Here is a 14,937-nt window from a genome sequence, read left to right as displayed (position 1 = left end):
AGGGCCGGACAGCACATCGAACGAAACCCCCGGCGTCAGCCCTCGGCCTCGGTGTAGACGAAGGTCTCCAGCAGCCGGCGGTCCGCCGCCCGGTATCCCGGACACACCACGAAGGCGACGGGTCGCCCGGCCTCGCACGAGGGCCAGAGGGCGTGTTCCTCCGGATCCGCCGGGGCGCCGGGTTCCACCGCGAAGTCGAAGTGGCTGGCATGGCCACTGACAGTCATGGCCCGGAACAGATGGGCGGCCTCCGTGCCGACCCGCTCCAACAGCCGCTGGTGGCGTGCGTCGAGCCCCACCACCCCGGCGTCGGTGGCGATGCGGGCCAGTTGGGCGAGGTCGGGCTCGCCGAGCCCACCCTGCTCGTCGGGGCCGAACAGCACCACACACAGCCGGCTGATCAACTGCGCCTGGCGCCGTACGACGTCACGGGGCCGCTCCGCCGTCAGCCGAGGCTGGATCAGGTCGGGCATCCGCTGGGTGTACAACGCCCGCAACCGCTGCGCGAGTTCGTAGTGGACGAGAAAGTCCTCACGGGTGAGATCGGCCCGTTCCGCGACCTGGGTGACCCGCACCAGGTCCAGTACCTCGCTCTGCTCGTCGAGCACGCGGCGGGTGTCCGCGACGGCCGTCTCCAGCGTCCGGGCCCGTTCCTCCGCGCGTTCCTGGCGCATCCTCAACTCGATCAGCCGGTCACCCAGCGGGTCGAGCGCGGCGAGTGCGGCCCGTTGGTCGTCCGCAGCGGCCTCCAGCTTCCGGATCCGCGACTCCAGGGTGTCCAAGCCGTCCAGCCTGATGCTCACTTCCTGCGGCCGTTTGCCCTTGTCGCGGTTGAACAGCACGTCTCCTCCTTCGGGGCGGCAGGCCATGGCTATACGCGGTCGAAGTCGACGGAGACCCGGCTGGTCCCCCCGGTGGCGGGGTCGAACACCTCGACCCGGAGTTCGGCGGCGCCGAAGTAGAACAGCAGCATGATCGGACGCTCCCGCAGCGGTCTGCCGACAGTGCCGGACAGGTCGACGGTGAGTCGGCCGATCTCCTCGGACCCGTCCTCGTCGACGTACCGGGGATCGGTCTTCGCGGAGCGGTACAGGCGTACGTCGAGCTCGTCCTGGTCCTCGCGGACCGGCACGATCCGGAAGGGGTGGGCGTCGTTCACCCGCACGCTGTCCATGCGTCGGACCGCGACACCGAAGCGGCCGACGCACAGGAGGTCGCCCTCGTCGTCGCGGTACATGCGCATCGTGGAGTCGACCCCCTCCTCGAAGGGCTTGGCCGTCTCGAAGCCGTAGGTGTACTTGGCCTGCCGGGAGACGAACACGTCCGGCCGGTAGGCGAAGTGGACGGCGCCCTCCAGGACGGCGAGGGCCGGGTCCGGCGGGACGAGGATGCGGTGCCGATCGCCGAAGCGGGCCCGCATCCGCTCGCACAGCCACGGGGAGCGGGCGAATCCGCCGACCAGGACCAGGGTCTCCGGCTCGGCGCCCGCGCCGCTGGTCCTGCCGATGGTCGCGAGCTGCTCCGCGACCTTGTCCAGGATGCCGTCCACCCTCTCGTCGAGCAGCCCCTCCACCTCCTCGGGAGGCAGCACGATCTGCCGTGGCAGGCCGGCGGCGTCGTGTGTCAGCCGCGTCCGCACCTGCTCGTCCAGGAGGTCCCACACGGTGACCGGAACCTCGATCCGCACCGGGTCCAGCACATGGGCGACCGCATCCGCCTCCCGGTCCAGTTCCACCGTCGCCTTGGCCCGCTCCCACTGCTCGGACAGCTCGAGCAGCTCGCCGGGGTGATCCCGTTCGATCCGCTTCAAGGCCGCCGGTCCGAAGCGGTCGCCGAGCGTCTTGTCGAGGAAGGCCTGGTTGACGTATTCCGAACCCAGCCACCCACCGGTGGCGAGGCCGATCTCGCGCAGCGCGATGGACGGACCGGCGTCGCCGTGCGACTCGTACGCCGTGATGTCGACCGTGCCGCCGCCGCAGTCGACCACCACGGACCGGAAGCCGTCGAGGTGCAGGGGCAGCCGGGGCCGCCGGTGCGGACCCGAGGCGGCGTCGGGCATCCGCAGATGGCAGTACAGGGCCGCCGCCTCCGGCTCGATGGCCAGCAGCAGCCGCTCCGGATCACCGGGGAACCCCGCGTCCACGGCCAGCCGCCGCAGCACCGCCTTGTCCTCGTCGTCCCAGATCGCGGGGACGGTGATGCACCAGCGGACCTCTCGTTCCGTGTACGTCATCCTCTTGATCTCCGCGGTCGCCAGTTCGCGGATCTCCTTGAGGTAGGCGGTCACCAGTTCCCGTATCAGACCGCGGTCGGAGCGGTCGACGAAGCCGCCCGTGATCGGCAGGTCCGCCATCGAACCGCCGCTCTTCAGGGCCGTCTTGAAGGCGTAGGCGTAGCCGAGCCCTTCGGTCTCCCGCTTCGCCAGGGCCTCGACCCACCGAGCGCGCGCCTCGTGGCCCCAGGCGACGGTGTCCCCGTCGTCCGTCACCAGGATCGCGGTCAGGTTCTTCGCGCTGTCCAGCTGCCGGCCGGGGAACCGGGTGAAGAACTGGACCCGCCTGGTCAGCGGATCGTCGTTGAGCGGCGTTCGCACCGTCCAGGCGAAGCCGGTGCCGTGGGTGCCGAAGTCGACGGCCGCCACCACCTTGGCTTCGTCCGATCCCATGACCAGTGCTCCTGTCCGCCGGTGCTCGCACCCTTGCTCGCTGTAAGCTCGCTCACAGACAGAGTGGTGGGTTTCCGCGGCAACGTGGAGCGGTCGGCTGTTGCCAACGCTTTCTGGCAACACAGGGCGGGGAGCGGGCCGTTGGGAGGATCGCGATCGAAGAGAACGCGTTCGGCGCAGAGTTGCGCCGACGTCGGACGGCGGCCGGCAAGTCACTGAGCGAGCTGGCCGAAGAGGTGCACTGCAGCCGCAGCTTTCTGAGCAGGATCGAGACGGGCCAGCGACGTGTCACGCACGAGCTCGCGCAGCTGTGCGACGAACGGCTGGAGGCGAAGGGCGCGCTGCTCGCCCTGGTTCCCGATCCGTCCACCGAGCGGATCTCCAAGACGATCGGCCCGGGCCCGGGGGAGCGGGCGGCCAAGCTCGTCAAGTCCGGTGCGAGCAGGGGAGGTTCGGACACCGCCCGACATCGGGACGAGTTCGACCGGCTGCTGCGGCGCGGCGACCTCAGCCACACCGCCGGGGACATGCGCGAAGCGGACCGGCTCTACCGCGCGGCGTACGCGAGCGCCGAGGCGGATCCCACGGCCCGGGCGGAGGCCGTCATCAGGATGGCCCGCCGCTGGTCGGACCCCGGTCAGGTCGACCACGAACTGCTCCAGCTGATCAGGGAGAGCCTGGCCGCGCTGGGTGACGACGGGAGCGTCGAGGCCGCCGGACTGCGCCTCAGGCTCAACGCGCACCTGGCGAAGAAGCTGTCCATGGCGGTCAGCCAGGACACCGCCGCCGGCCAGGCGGGCCCGGAGCAGGGCGCACGGCTGGCGCGCAGCACACTGCGCAGGCTGTCCGTGGACGGCAAGGACGACGAGGTGGCCTGCGAGGTGCTCACCGAATGCCGGTGGGGACTGTACGACTTCATGTCCACCGCCGAGTCCTTGACGCTCTCCGAACGCCTGCGGGACGCCGCGGCCCGGCACGGCTCGGCGTACTTCCGCGGCGAGGCGCTCATGGCCGTCGCCCTCGACCAGCTGCGGGCCGGGAAGGTGTACAGCGCGCTGGCCACGGCGAACCAGTACCGCAAGCACGCCGCGGACACCCGCGGCGTGCTGACCACCTGGCAGCAGCACACCCTGGACGCCCTGCTCGACCTGTGGCACGGCCGGTTCGACAAGGCCGCGGGCTGGATCCTCGGCGACGCGCTGACGTTCGTCGAGCGATTACCCGCCGATCTGGCCGTCCCCGCCGACAACCTGCACCAGACCCGCCTCGGCCAGGCCTACTGGCTGTTGCGCGAACAGGGCCGGATGGCGGACCTGTTCGCCTCCGGTCTGGCCGACACCGTCGAACGGCACGGCTACTTCCCCGTCTGGCGGGCCGGGCTCGCCCTCGCGCTGTGCGAGACGGGTCAGTACGCCGAAGGGGCGGACCGGCTCGTCGGATTCGCCCACGACACCGCCGACTTCAGCCGGTTCCCGCCCTCCGGATGGGCGGTGCCCACGCTGGTGCTGCTGGCCGAGGTGAGCGCCGCGCTCGACGCCCGGGGCGGATTCGAGGCCGAGCTGCGCCAGGTCCTGCCGGCACTGAGGGAGCGGCTCGCCGCCCACGACGGCGAGCAGATCGCCCTCGCGGGCTGGCCCACCGTGCTGATCGGGCCGACCGCCCGGGCCCGCGGACTGCTGGCCCTGGCCGCCGGAGAGCCGGACACCGCCCTCTCCCACTTCCGCACCGCGACCGAACCGGTCCGCTCCTCGCAGCCCCAGCTGGCCCGCCTCCGGCTGGCCCAGGCCCGCGCGCTGCGCAGGTCCGACCGCCCCGGCGCCGCCGCCCACGCCTCCGGACTGCTGCGAGAGGCCCTGCGCGTGGCCCGGACGTACGGCATGGCGGCCCTCGCGACCGAGTGCGCGGCCCTGCTGGACTCCACGGCGGACGCCTGAGCCGGACAGGCCCGGGCGCTCGGCCGACGAGAACGCCCGTGCCGCCTGGCACCCGCAGGGACACCCGTGCCGCCGGGCCCCTTTCGCGTGGGGCCGGCGGCACGGGTGGTGGGGAGCGGACGGCCTACGGCTTGCGGGCCACCACCCCGTACATCGCGATGTCCTCGTCGCGGATGCCCGTCTCCGTGCCGTCCGGGTGCCACTTGTGGACCTGGACGACGCCGGGCTCGACGAGTTCGAGGCCCTCGAAGAACTCCTCGGCCTCCGCGTGGGTGCGAAGCCGCATGGGCATGTTGCGGGCCGCGTACTCGCGGGCGACGCGGGCCACCTCGTCGGGTGCGAACTCGGCGGTGCCGATGGACATCGCCAGGTAGCTGCCCGAGGGAAGGGGCTCCAGGAGGCGCCGGACGATGCCGACCGCGTCGTCCTCGTCCAGGACGAAGTGGACGATCGCGATCACCGTGAGGGCGACCGGCCGGGTGAGGTCGAGGGTGTCGCGCAGTTCCGCCGCGCCCAGGATCGTCGCCGGGTCGAGCATGTCCGCCTCGACGTACGCGGTCTTGCCCTCGGGGGTGCTCGACAGTAAACCCTGCGACAGGGTGAGGACGATGGGGTCGTTGTCCACGTAGACGACCCGGGAGTCGGGGGCCACCGACTGGGCGATCTCGTGGAGGTTGGGGGAGGTGGGGATGCCGGTGCCGATGTCGAGGAACTGGCGTATCCCCGCCTCCTTGGCCAGATAGGCCACCGCGCGGTTCATCCAGTCGCGGTTGGCCTTCATGTGGATCGGCAGGGCGGGCCACTCCCGCGCCATCGCGTCGCCCGCCTCCTTGTCGGCGGGATAGTAGTCCTTACCGCCCAGGATGTAGTCGTAGATGCGCGCGGAGTGTGCGCTCTCGGTGTCGATACGGTCGGCAGGCCATCCGTTGTCGGGCAACGCCGCCCCTCCCATCAAGTCGTCGGTACACGGCTGGTGTTCGTGGGGAACAAGAACTTCGTGGGAAAAGAGAACTTCGTGGGGGAAAGAAGCAGGACATAGGAATCAGACAAGGTTGTCAGAGGAGGAAGTCGGCCTCCCCCGCCTTGACGCCCGCAAGAAAGCTCGTCATTTCACGGGGCGTGAAAACCAGGGCGGGCCCTTCGGGATCGGTGGACTGACGCAGCGCGATCCGGCCGTCGCCCAGTTTCTTCGCCTCGACGCAGGCGCCGCCCGCGTCGTCGCTCCACGGCTTGGACCAGCCCTGTGTGCCCAGTTCCCGGGACGGCATACCGTTGCGTATGTGGTGGTGCACTCATAGCTCCTTGCGAATCGCACCGAGAAGTTCCTCGGTCTTCCTGGCGGGCGCCGACTGTGCGCCCAGCCGGTCCAGGGCCTCGCGGTACACCACGACGTCGTCGTCCTTGTCGAGGTAGACGGCGCCCACCAGGCCGCTCAGATAGACGATGTCCGGCAACTCGGGTGCCCTGAACCGGAAGAGATGGAACGCGCCGGCCCGCATGGCCGGATGCGGGCCGTTTCTGAACGGCATGATCTGCAGGGTCACATGGGGGAGCCTGTTGACCGCGATCAGATGGTCGATCTGCGCGCGCATCACCTCGGGCCCGCCGACCGGCCACCTCAGCACGGTCTCGTCCATCACCACCCAGACGCGCGGCGGAGCGGGCCGGGACAGCAGCTCCTGACGGCGCATGCGCAGCGCGACCCGGCGCTCGGTCGCCTCGGCCGAGGCGTGCGGATTGCCCGCGCCGAGCAGGGCGCGGGCGTACGCCTCCGTCTGTAGCAGCCCGTGCACGAACTCCGCCTCGTACGCGCGGATCTGGAGGGCCGCCTGCTCCAGGCTCAGATACGCCGCGAACCAGTCGGGCAGGACATCGCGGTACGTGTGCCACCAGCCGCGCTTGTTGGCCTCGCGGACCGACTTCAGGAAGGTGTCGATCTCCTGCTGGTCCGTCACGCCGTACGTCTGGAGGAGCTTCTCGGCGTCGGTGAGCCGGAGCCGGGCCACCTTGGCGGCTTCCATCCGACGGATGGTGGAGTGGCTGACGCCGATGGCCTCGCCCGCCTGCTCGAATGTCAGCCCGGCCTGGGTGCGCAGCTCCTCGAGTTGCTTGCCGAGAATCATGCGCAGAACGGAGGGGGCGCCGCCCCAGTCGGTCTCCGTGGACACGCCTTACCCCCCTCACAGCGGGCTTCGAGGTCGCAGTCTGTCACGATCATCCGTCAACGGGGGAAGCATGCACCTGGCACATTGCAATTTTCAACTTGTCGGTTGCGAGGTGTTGTTGGCAGCTGCCACAGTGGTCCTATCGTCCCTGGCCCGGTGAAGGGGGTGGCTGTGCGGCCCAGTTGGGGGAGACGGGGCTGCAACATGACGTCTTGCGCGGCGAGTTGTGTGCATCTCGCGGCAGTGCGAGGCCACGGGGGACGGCATTGGCACCGCTTGTGGTGCGAAGGCAGACGAAAGGCGAACGGCGATGACCCCGCCCTCCCTCCCCCAGCCTTTGGGCCTACCACCAGGGGACGAACGTCCCCATCGGGCAGGTGTGTTCGCCCTGCCCGCGGCCCCCGCCTCGGTGGGTATGGCCCGAAGAGACGTCCGTGAGTGGCTCACCGAGTGGGGCATCGACCCCGAGACCCGCGACAACGCGATCCTGGTGACCTCCGAGCTCGTCACCAACGCGCTGACGCACACGGCGAGTGAGTGGATCGTGTGCAGAGTCCAGGTCGCCGAGGAGCGGCTCCACATCGAGGTCGAGGACCAGCACCGCGGCTGGAGCCTTCCGGCCCAGCGCCGGCCGGGGCCCGACGACCAGGGTGGACGTGGGCTCCTGCTGGTCGGCGCCCTGAGCAGCGACTGGGGCGTCACAGACACCGCCGACGGCTCCGGACGCATCGTCTGGGCCGTACTGCCGTCGAAGGGAGGAGACATCGTGTCGACCGGCTCGCCGGCGACCGTGACCATGGCCCGGCCCATCCCCCACTCGGCCGAAGGATCTTTATCTGATGGAACGACAGCACATTCCTGACCTGCGCGATCACCAGCCCGCCGGACACCCGGGCGACCACCTCTCCGCCCTCGACGGCCGAGACCGTCTCCAGGCCCCCGACGGCCGCGATCACACCGCCGCCGTCGAACCGCGCCCGTATCCCGCCGTCCTCGGCCTGCGCATGTACCTCCCCACCGCGCCGCCGCACGAGTCCCCGGCACGACTGGCGATACCCGCCGAGTTGTCCGCCGGGCTGGGATACGACGCCGTGGGCACCTCCCCGGAGCACGGGGAACGGATCATGGACTGTCTGCCCCGTGTCGGTTGTGTCTTCGCCGACGACGAGCGGTGGTGGTGGATCGTCCCTTCCGGCTCCCACATAGGCGTCACCTGGCCGCCCTCCATCAGCTACGCGGTGGGCGCCCGGCTGGCCGACCCGTCCTGGACCCGGGCCCTGCTGCGCTCACGGGCCGCGCGCCCCCGTCTGATCCACCGGCCCGAGGGCGACTCGCCGTACACGCCGCCGATTCCGCTGTACTTCCTCACCTGCCGCCTCGCGGGCAGCACCCCCAGCTGGTCGCTCGGCGCGGGTATCTAGAGACGCGGGTATCAAGAGACGCGGGTATCCAAAGACCTGCGGCTCTTCGCCCCGCCGACACGCAAGCAATCACCTGCGCAACTGTCCGTGGCTGGGCGACTGCCTCGATCGGGACGCGCGCGGGACGGGCGTGACGGAGGCCGGTCCGTGTGGACGGGCCGGCCTGCGGGGTTGTTCGTTTCCTTTCGTGGGCCTGGGCTCAGCTCGGGCATCGACTCACGGGAACTGAGCCCGGGTACGTTCCTCCGGCGCTGGTCCCGTGAGTGTCCGCCGGGACCGCTCCGAAGGGTGTCCGTCGGGCCTACGCCCGAGGAGTGTTCCTCGTCGTCGTGACCGCGCACAGCGCCCCGAGCACCACGGCCAACGCGCCGATGATGATGCTGTTGATCACGACGCCGGTGTCCGGGCTGGTTCCGACCACCCACGGTGAGATGATCAACCATGCGCCCATCGCGCAGATGGCCCAGCTCAGGCCGTACATCCGTTCGGGGGCCCTGGTGAATCCGAGGGCCAGCAGGCCTATGGCGATGCCCATGATGAGGTTGTGTGTCGCCAGGGCGGGCTGGCTCGTCGTGTAGTGGAGTATCCACGGGGACACGGCGCAGTACAGACCGAGCAGGAACACCGGTCCGTCGACGAGCGCCACGTCGTGGCCACCGAGCATGCGGTCATACCGCTCCCGCATTTCGGATGCATCGGGGTGGGTCGTGATGTCACTTCTGGGGTGCGAGACGTTGGCCATGAGTCGTCTCCTTCGTTCTCTGCAGGCCTGACCGCTTCTGGTGCGGTATGCGGGTTGGCGCCGCTTGTTTTCATTGTGCTCTTATTTCTTCTTTATGTGTAGAGGTGGCTTTTCGCTCCGCCGGGGCGGGATCCGCCCTCAGGGGGCGCTGAGGAGACGGGCGACGGCGCGGCGGGCCCGCGTGGGTGCCTGCGGGTCGCGATGGAGCTGGATGGACTGATTGGCCGCCAGGGCCACGCCGTTGAGCTCGAAGGCGAGCTGTTCCACATCGGTGCGCGGCGGCAGTTCGCCGGCCTCGACCGCCGTGCCCAACTCCGCCGCGACGTACGCCGACCATGAGGCGAGCGCGTCGAGCACCGCGTCGCGAACCGGACCGGGGCGGCCGTCGAACTCGCTCGCCACCGAGGTGAGGAAGCAGCCGCCGTGCCCCTCGCCCTCCGTCATGTAGTCGATCCACTCGTCGAAGGCGCGCGTCAGCCGCTCGGTGCCGGGTCTGGCGCCGACGGCCCGGGCCGGCACGCGTAGCCGAAACCTCTCGACGGCCGCGGCCAGAACGGCGAGTTGGAGCGCTTCCTTGCTGCCGAAGTGGCCGATCACTCCGGCCTTGCTCATCTCCAGATCGGTCGCCAGGCGGCCGATGGTGAGGCCTTCGAGGCCGTCGGTGGAGGCCAGCGTCAGGGCGCTGTCGATGATCCGGCTCCGCGTGGCGGCGGTTTCGGCAACGGACTTGCGGGGGCTCATGCGGTCACTTTAACCTAACGACCGTTCGCAATTAGCTGACGATCGTTCGGTAGCTATGTGCTGGCTCGGGTTCGTGAGCGGGCGGTACCGGGCGCGTACGAGGGACCCACCGAATCGATCTACCGAATCGACCCACCGAAGGGACTCACCGTGAAGATCCATCACCTGAACTGCGGCTCCATGCGGACGATCGACACCGAGGAGGGGAGCCTTCCCGCGGTCTGCCACTGTCTTCTCGTGGAGACCGACCGGGACGGGCTCGTCCTCGTCGAGAGCGGCATCGGTACGCAGGACGTGGCGCGGCCCGAGGAGAGCCTCGGCCCGGACTTCCTCGGCCGGGCCCAGCCCGTCCTCGACCTCGCGGAGACCGCGCTGCACCAGGTCACCGCGCTCGGCTTCCGCCCGGAGGACGTCCGGCACATCGTCCTCAGCCACCTCGACCTCGACCATGCCGGGGGACTGCCCGACTTCCCCTGGGCCAAGGTCCATCTGAGCGAGGCCGAACACCGCGCGGCGATGGCGGCCCCCGGGGCTCACCCCGAGGACCGCGTCCGCTACCGCCCCGCCCAGTGGGCGCACCGGCCGCACTGGGTGACGTACGCGCAGCCGTACGGCGAGGCGTGGTTCGGATTCGACGCCGTGCGCCCGCTGGAGGGCCTGGACGCCGAGATCCTGCTGGTCCCGCTCGGCGGCCACACCCGCGGCCACAGTGCGATCGCCGTCGCCGACGGTGATCGCCGGCTGCTGCACTGCGGGGACGCGTACTACTTCCACCACGAGATCGACCCCGACCATCCCCGGGGACACCCCGGCTTGGACGTCCTCCAGCAGATCACCGAGGTGGACCGGCCGCTGCGTCTCGGCAACCACGCCCGTCTGCGGGAACTGGTGCGGCGGCACGGCGACGAGGTGGAGGTCTTCAGCGCGCACGACCCGTGGGAACTGGCGCGTTACGCGGGTGGGGCCGAAGGTCCGGGAACGACTCCGTCGTGATCTCGGTCCATCCCGACCAGGCTCTGCGACCGCCGGTGGATCGGCTCGCGGTGGCGAACTCAGGAGTTCATCCGACGGCCTGCGCGCGCAGACCCCGGCGCAGCTGGTGCAGTCCGCGCCGGGAGTGGCTCTTGACGGTGCCCAGTGGCCAGCCGGTGCGCTGCGCGATCTGGGGCTGGGTCAGGTCCTCGTAGAACGCGAGGTGCAGCACCCGGCGCTGGGGCGCGGGAAGTCTGGCGAGCTCGCCGCGCAGGAGGACGCGGTCGAGCACGGTCTCCGGGCGGGCCCGGGTGTCGTCGACCGGGCCGAGGAGGGCTCCGGCGGCGGCGACCAGATCGGTACGGCGGGTCCGCGCGGAGAGCGCGTCGGCGATCTTGCGGCGGGTGATGCCGACGAGCCAGCCCACGAACGCGCCGCGCTCGGGGCGATAACCCCGCCGGCCCTGCCAGGCGGCCAGGAACACCTGCTGGGTGACGTCCTCGGCCTCCCGGGCGTCTCCCAGCGAACGTCCCGCCAGTGTGTGCACCAGCGTTCCCCAGCGGTGGTAGGCGGCGGTCAGACACTCCTCGTCGCCGTCCACGAGACCCTGGGCCAGATCCGTGTCGGAGAGCGGCTCCCACCGCCCGTCGACGCACTGCTCGGTGATGGAATCCACGGTCATGGCCACGGCTCCTCGGTTCGGGCGGGCTCCCGGTCACCGTGCGCTTCCCGCGACGCGCCCGGTGATCCCCATCGTGTGAACGGAGGCACATGACGGACAACTCGCATCGTTTGTGCGTCGTATAGTCGCCGCATGGGCGAGAACCAACCGGCACAGCGGCGGGAGGCGGCCGCGCGGCCCGTCGAAGCGGGCGTCACGACGGGGTCCCTGGCCCGCCGCCTCGGGGTGTCGCCCACGACCCTGCGTTCCTGGGACCGGAGGTACGGGGTGGGGCCCGCGGTCCGTTCCGACGGACGGCACCGCCGCTGGACGCCGCAGGACGTGGCCATGCTCGAGGAGATGTGCCGGCTGACCTCGGCCGGGGTACCGCCCGCCCAGGCGGCCAGGACCGCCCAGGAGGGCGTCGGGCGGAACCGGCCCGGCCCGGAGCTGCCCGGGGGAGGCGACCGGCCGGGCGGGCATCGTTCGCAGGCGGCCGGCGCGCTCCCGCTCGGTGACGTCCGCCAGGAGTGCAGGGGTCTCGCGCGCGCCGCGGTCCGCCTCGACGCACCGACCGTGGGCGACCAACTGGCCTCTCTCGTGGCGCGCTACGGCGTGGTCCTCGCCTGGGACGAGGTGATGGTGCCGACCCTGCACGCGGTCGGACGCAAGTGGGAGTCCTCCGGCGACCGTTATGTGGAGGTGGAACACCTGCTGTCCTGGCACATTTCACGTGCCCTGCACCGCGCCACCGAGCCGGTCGCGCCCGAGGGAACCCGGGCCGCCGCCGGGCCGGTGGTGCTGGCGTGCGTCCCGGGCGAACAGCACAGCCTGGCGCTGGAGGCGCTGCACGCGGGGCTCGTCGAACTCGGCCTGCCCACCCGGATGTTCGGCGCGGCGGTTCCGACGGAGGCGCTGACCGCCGCCGTACGACGGCTGGGCCCGAAGGCCGTACTGCTGTGGGCCCAGACGCGTTCGACGGCCGACCTGCCCTTGGCCCGGCATGTCGCGGACACCCGGTGGGGAGTCAAGGGGGCCCGCGGTCACCCGGCCGTGCTGCTCGGCGGGCCGGGCTGGGCAGGCCGCCCGGCGCGGGGGATGCTCCGCCCGCCCGGGCTTCGGGACGCCCTCGGCACCCTCTCGGCCCTGTACGACCGGCCCGTCCCGGTCATCCGGGGCTGATCGCCCGCGCGCCGTCGGGCCGGGTACGGCTCAGCCGACCGTCCCGGTGGGCGAGGGGGAGGCGCCGGCGGGCGGGGTGAGCACGGCGGTCGGCTCACCCGGGGCGGGCGCGGGCGGCGTGAGATCGGAGGCGGGCAGCTTCGGCGGGGTGGTCTGCTGGAACAGCGTCTGGTCGAAGTTGACCAGCCCGGTCTTCTCCATCACCGTGATGTGGTCAAGCACCGTGACGTTGGCCTGGTCGGCCAGCTGGCGGACCAGCGAGTTCTTGGTGGTGGACCGGATCTTGGCGACGGTGTTGAAGATCGAACCGTGGGTCATCCGCAGGATGTTGGCGAAGTCGGTGTCGAACTGCTTGCCGGTTTCTCCGGTAAGCGTCGACACGAAGCCCTGCTGCTGAGGAGACGGCTTGTTGGGGATGGTGATGCCGAGTGCGGCGGCGACCTTGCGGTCGGTCTCGTCCAGCGCGGCATGGCCCCTGACCAGGTGGTCACCGGCGGTCCTGACCGCCGGGGTGGTGCCCTTCTGCAGACCCAGCATCCCCACGGGGTACTCCCACAGCCCGGCCGCCCGCACCTTGACGACGAAGTCGCGGTCGGCCTCGGTCACCGGGCCCGTCGAGGTATTGGCGATGACGCGGCTCTGATCAGCGGCCGTGGTCTGCAGTCCGAGCATGCTGGGATACGCGAGCGCGGCGAGAGTCATGACCAACGCACCTGCCACGAAGACGGTTCCTGCGGTTCGTGCAATGCGCATTGAGCCTCCTGGCGGGGCGGCGGCCCGGAGTGTGACGCTCCGGTGGGCCGCTCGGTGGATCCGGTGCGTGGATCCGGTACGGGTGTGTCGAACGTCCACCAGTACGGCTGCGCGGGCCGGAGAAATCTTTAGGGAAAGCAAAATCTGTGCCGCCGCTCGCGCAGTCGCGAACCGCTGAGCCACCCTCTCATCTGCCGTGATGCTGCTCGGCCGCGCAGCTGCGATGCCGCTCAGTCACGATCCCGAGCAGCCCTGAACCGGGCCAGCCCCTCGGAGAGTTCGACGACGGGGTCCGGGTAGTCGTACGCGGCGCGCTCCAGGCCCCGGAGTTTCCAGGGTTCGTGCACGGCGCCGCCCGCGAGCCCCGCCAGCTCCGGCACCCAGCGCCGGACGTACTCCCCGTCCGGGTCGTACCGCTTGGCCTGCGTCACCGGATTGAGGACGCGGCCCGGCCGTGAGTCCGTGCCCGTTCCGGCCATCCACTGCCAGTTGAGCTGGTTGTTCGCGACATCGCCGTCCACCAGCAGGTCCAGGAAGTGCCGGGCCCCGATCCGCCAGTCCACGTACAGCGTCTTGGTGAGGAAGCTGGCGGCCAGCAGCCGTGCCCGGTTGTGCATCCAGCCCTCGTGGCGCAGTTGGCGCATCGCCGCGTCGACGATCGGATAGCCGGTGCGTCCCTTCTTCCAGGCCTTGATGTCCTCGTGCGCCGCTCTCTCCGAGCGCCAACGGTCGCGTTTGGTGCGGTAGTCGGCGACGGCCGCGTCGGGCCGCGCGGCGAGCACCTGGTGGTGGAAGTCACGCCAGGCCAGTTGTCGTACGAACGCCTCGGCGCCCGGGCCGCCCGCCGCGCGCGCCCGGTGGACGAGTTCGACCGGGGAGAGGGTGCCGAAGTGCAGATGGGGGGAGAGCCGGGAGGTGGCGTCGCCCGACAGGTCGTCGTGGCCGTCCTCGTACGAGGCGATGTCCGCGCGCAGCCAGGCCGTGAGCCGCTTCCTGCCTTCCGACTCGCCGCCGCGCGCCAGCCCTTCCGACAGCCCGGACAGGCCCGTGCGGGAGGGGATTGCCTCCGAGCCGACGCCGTCCGGCACCCGGATCGCCCGGGGCGCGGCGACCGGGTCCCGCAGCGGCTCCTGCGACCAGTGCCGGAAGTACGGTGTGAACACGGCGAAGTGGTCCGAGGTGGACGGAGTGACGGCGCCGGGCGCGAGCGCGGTGATCACGGTGTCGTGAACGTGCAGCCGGCATCCCTCGCCCTCCAGGGCCGTGCGCAGCCGCTCCTCGCGGCGGCGGGCGTAGCCACTGACCCCCGCCGCCATGTGCACCTCGTCGGCGTCCGCCTCGGCGACCACCTGGCACACCTGTGCGACGACATCGCCGGAGCGCACCACGAGGCGGCCGCCGCGCGCCCGCAGTCCGCCGTCCAGGTCCGCCAGACAGTCCGCCAGGAACGCCATGCGGTTGGGTGCCGTGAACCCCGCTTCGGCGACGGCGTCGTCCCGTACGAACAGCGGCACCAGCGCTGCCGAACCGTCCTGCGCCGCGCGCAGCGCCGGATGGTCGTGCAGGCGCAGGTCCGAGGTGAACAGGACGACCGAGACGTTCATGGTGTGACTCCGGGACGGGGGAGGCGGTGTTGTGACGGGGCGGCGACGAGCGCGGCCATGACTGCTTCGGGCCCGCGGCCCCTCGCGGATGCGGGCA

15 protein-coding genes are annotated in these 14,937 nt (G+C 70.9%); 5 read left to right on the top strand and 10 right to left on the bottom strand.

Annotation, left to right across the window (positions count from 1 at the left end):
- Positions 1-35: 35 nt before the first annotated feature.
- Together FNV62_RS08210 and FNV62_RS08205 are read right to left on the bottom strand one after the other, a co-directional pair.
- Positions 36-842 carry a hypothetical protein gene (locus FNV62_RS08210; protein WP_144314963.1) on the bottom strand — a complete coding sequence of 269 codons (807 nt, stop codon included), beginning with the start codon at positions 840-842 and terminating at the stop codon, positions 36-38.
- A 29-nt stretch (positions 843-871) separates the two neighbouring features.
- Positions 872-2,665, bottom strand: a complete 1,794-nt coding sequence (locus FNV62_RS08205; protein ID WP_143607245.1) for an Hsp70 family protein — start codon at positions 2,663-2,665, stop codon at positions 872-874.
- 5 nt (positions 2,666-2,670) lie between these two features.
- On the opposite strand from FNV62_RS08205, the gene FNV62_RS08200 reads away from it, so the two are divergent.
- The gene (locus FNV62_RS08200) at positions 2,671-4,599 is read left to right on the top strand and encodes a helix-turn-helix domain-containing protein (RefSeq protein WP_143600494.1); all 1,929 of its coding nucleotides are present in this window, start codon (positions 2,671-2,673) and stop codon (positions 4,597-4,599) included.
- Between the two features lie 124 nt (positions 4,600-4,723).
- Here the strand turns inward: FNV62_RS08200 and FNV62_RS08195 are convergent, their stop codons facing one another.
- The 3 genes from FNV62_RS08195 to FNV62_RS08185 all read right to left on the bottom strand — a co-directional run bounded on the left by FNV62_RS08195 (position 4,724) and on the right by FNV62_RS08185 (position 6,767).
- On the bottom strand, positions 4,724-5,536 hold the full coding sequence (locus tag FNV62_RS08195) for an SAM-dependent methyltransferase (protein WP_097283268.1): 813 nt from the start codon (positions 5,534-5,536) through the stop codon (positions 4,724-4,726).
- A gap of 118 nt (positions 5,537-5,654) precedes the next feature.
- Positions 5,655-5,867: a DUF397 domain-containing protein gene (locus FNV62_RS08190; RefSeq protein WP_054233852.1), complete on the bottom strand. Its 213-nt coding sequence runs from the start codon at positions 5,865-5,867 to the stop codon at positions 5,655-5,657.
- Between the two features lie 24 nt (positions 5,868-5,891).
- Positions 5,892-6,767: a helix-turn-helix domain-containing protein gene (locus tag FNV62_RS08185; RefSeq protein ID WP_097283267.1), complete on the bottom strand. Its 876-nt coding sequence runs from the start codon at positions 6,765-6,767 to the stop codon at positions 5,892-5,894.
- Positions 6,768-7,143: 376 nt separating this feature from the next.
- Between FNV62_RS08185 and FNV62_RS08180 the strand changes: the two genes are divergently transcribed.
- Both FNV62_RS08180 and FNV62_RS08175 read left to right on the top strand, forming a co-directional pair.
- Positions 7,144-7,626, top strand: coding sequence for an ATP-binding protein (locus tag FNV62_RS08180; RefSeq protein ID WP_143607244.1), 483 nt, complete (start codon positions 7,144-7,146; stop codon positions 7,624-7,626).
- Positions 7,604-8,185, top strand: coding sequence for a hypothetical protein (locus tag FNV62_RS08175; RefSeq protein ID WP_318658462.1), 582 nt, complete (start codon positions 7,604-7,606; stop codon positions 8,183-8,185). The genes FNV62_RS08180 and FNV62_RS08175 overlap by 23 nt, the downstream gene beginning before the upstream one ends.
- A 301-nt stretch (positions 8,186-8,486) precedes the next feature.
- On the opposite strand, the gene FNV62_RS08170 is transcribed toward FNV62_RS08175, so the two are convergent.
- Together FNV62_RS08170 and FNV62_RS08165 are read right to left on the bottom strand one after the other, a co-directional pair.
- On the bottom strand, positions 8,487-8,927 hold the full coding sequence (locus FNV62_RS08170) for an SPW repeat protein (protein ID WP_054233786.1): 441 nt from the start codon (positions 8,925-8,927) through the stop codon (positions 8,487-8,489).
- Positions 8,928-9,065: 138 nt separating this feature from the next.
- Positions 9,066-9,668 carry a TetR/AcrR family transcriptional regulator gene (locus tag FNV62_RS08165; RefSeq protein WP_097283265.1) on the bottom strand — a complete coding sequence of 201 codons (603 nt, stop codon included), beginning with the start codon at positions 9,666-9,668 and terminating at the stop codon, positions 9,066-9,068.
- 150 nt (positions 9,669-9,818) lie between these two features.
- Between FNV62_RS08165 and FNV62_RS08160 the strand changes: the two genes are divergently transcribed.
- Complete coding sequence (locus tag FNV62_RS08160) at positions 9,819-10,661, top strand: MBL fold metallo-hydrolase (protein WP_186003057.1); 843 nt, start codon at positions 9,819-9,821, stop codon at positions 10,659-10,661.
- 67 nt (positions 10,662-10,728) lie between these two features.
- Here FNV62_RS08160 and FNV62_RS08155 read toward each other — a convergent pair whose 3' ends face one another.
- Positions 10,729-11,322: a sigma-70 family RNA polymerase sigma factor gene (locus FNV62_RS08155; RefSeq protein ID WP_143607242.1), complete on the bottom strand. Its 594-nt coding sequence runs from the start codon at positions 11,320-11,322 to the stop codon at positions 10,729-10,731.
- Positions 11,323-11,454: 132 nt separating this feature from the next.
- Between FNV62_RS08155 and FNV62_RS08150 the strand changes: the two genes are divergently transcribed.
- Positions 11,455-12,483 (top strand): MerR family transcriptional regulator, encoded by a 1,029-nt coding sequence (locus FNV62_RS08150; protein WP_144314961.1) that lies wholly within the window; start codon positions 11,455-11,457, stop codon positions 12,481-12,483.
- Between the two features lie 30 nt (positions 12,484-12,513).
- On the opposite strand, the gene FNV62_RS08145 is transcribed toward FNV62_RS08150, so the two are convergent.
- On the bottom strand, positions 12,514-13,236 hold the full coding sequence (locus tag FNV62_RS08145; protein ID WP_179858072.1) for a DUF4142 domain-containing protein: 723 nt from the start codon (positions 13,234-13,236) through the stop codon (positions 12,514-12,516).
- 230 nt (positions 13,237-13,466) lie between these two features.
- Positions 13,467-14,840: a cryptochrome/photolyase family protein gene (locus FNV62_RS08140; RefSeq protein ID WP_097283261.1), complete on the bottom strand. Its 1,374-nt coding sequence runs from the start codon at positions 14,838-14,840 to the stop codon at positions 13,467-13,469.
- Between the last annotated feature and the right edge of the window lie 97 nt (positions 14,841-14,937).

The sequence above is a fragment of the Streptomyces sp. RLB3-17 genome, from assembly GCF_007113425.2.
Taxonomy (GTDB): domain Bacteria; phylum Actinomycetota; class Actinomycetes; order Streptomycetales; family Streptomycetaceae; genus Streptomyces; species Streptomyces mirabilis_D.
The sequence above is the reverse complement of the archived record's forward strand: the minus strand, read 5'-3'. Positions and strand labels throughout refer to the sequence as shown.

Excerpts from the sequence above, each read along its gene's own strand:
- FNV62_RS08205 (WP_143607245.1), bottom strand. The coding sequence starts at position 2,665 with ATGGGATCGGACGAAGCCAAGGTGGTGGCGGCCGTCGACTTCGGCACC.
- FNV62_RS08190 (WP_054233852.1), bottom strand. The coding sequence starts at position 5,867 with ATGCCGTCCCGGGAACTGGGCACACAGGGCTGGTCCAAGCCGTGGAGC.
- FNV62_RS08175 (WP_318658462.1), top strand. The coding sequence starts at position 7,604 with ATGGAACGACAGCACATTCCTGACCTGCGCGATCACCAGCCCGCCGGA.
- FNV62_RS08170 (WP_054233786.1), bottom strand. The coding sequence starts at position 8,927 with ATGGCCAACGTCTCGCACCCCAGAAGTGACATCACGACCCACCCCGAT.
- FNV62_RS08165 (WP_097283265.1), bottom strand. The coding sequence starts at position 9,668 with ATGAGCCCCCGCAAGTCCGTTGCCGAAACCGCCGCCACGCGGAGCCGG.
- FNV62_RS08155 (WP_143607242.1), bottom strand. The coding sequence starts at position 11,322 with ATGACCGTGGATTCCATCACCGAGCAGTGCGTCGACGGGCGGTGGGAG.
- FNV62_RS08150 (WP_144314961.1), top strand. The coding sequence starts at position 11,455 with ATGGGCGAGAACCAACCGGCACAGCGGCGGGAGGCGGCCGCGCGGCCC.
- FNV62_RS08145 (WP_179858072.1), bottom strand. The coding sequence starts at position 13,236 with ATGCGCATTGCACGAACCGCAGGAACCGTCTTCGTGGCAGGTGCGTTG.
- FNV62_RS08140 (WP_097283261.1), bottom strand. The coding sequence starts at position 14,840 with ATGAACGTCTCGGTCGTCCTGTTCACCTCGGACCTGCGCCTGCACGAC.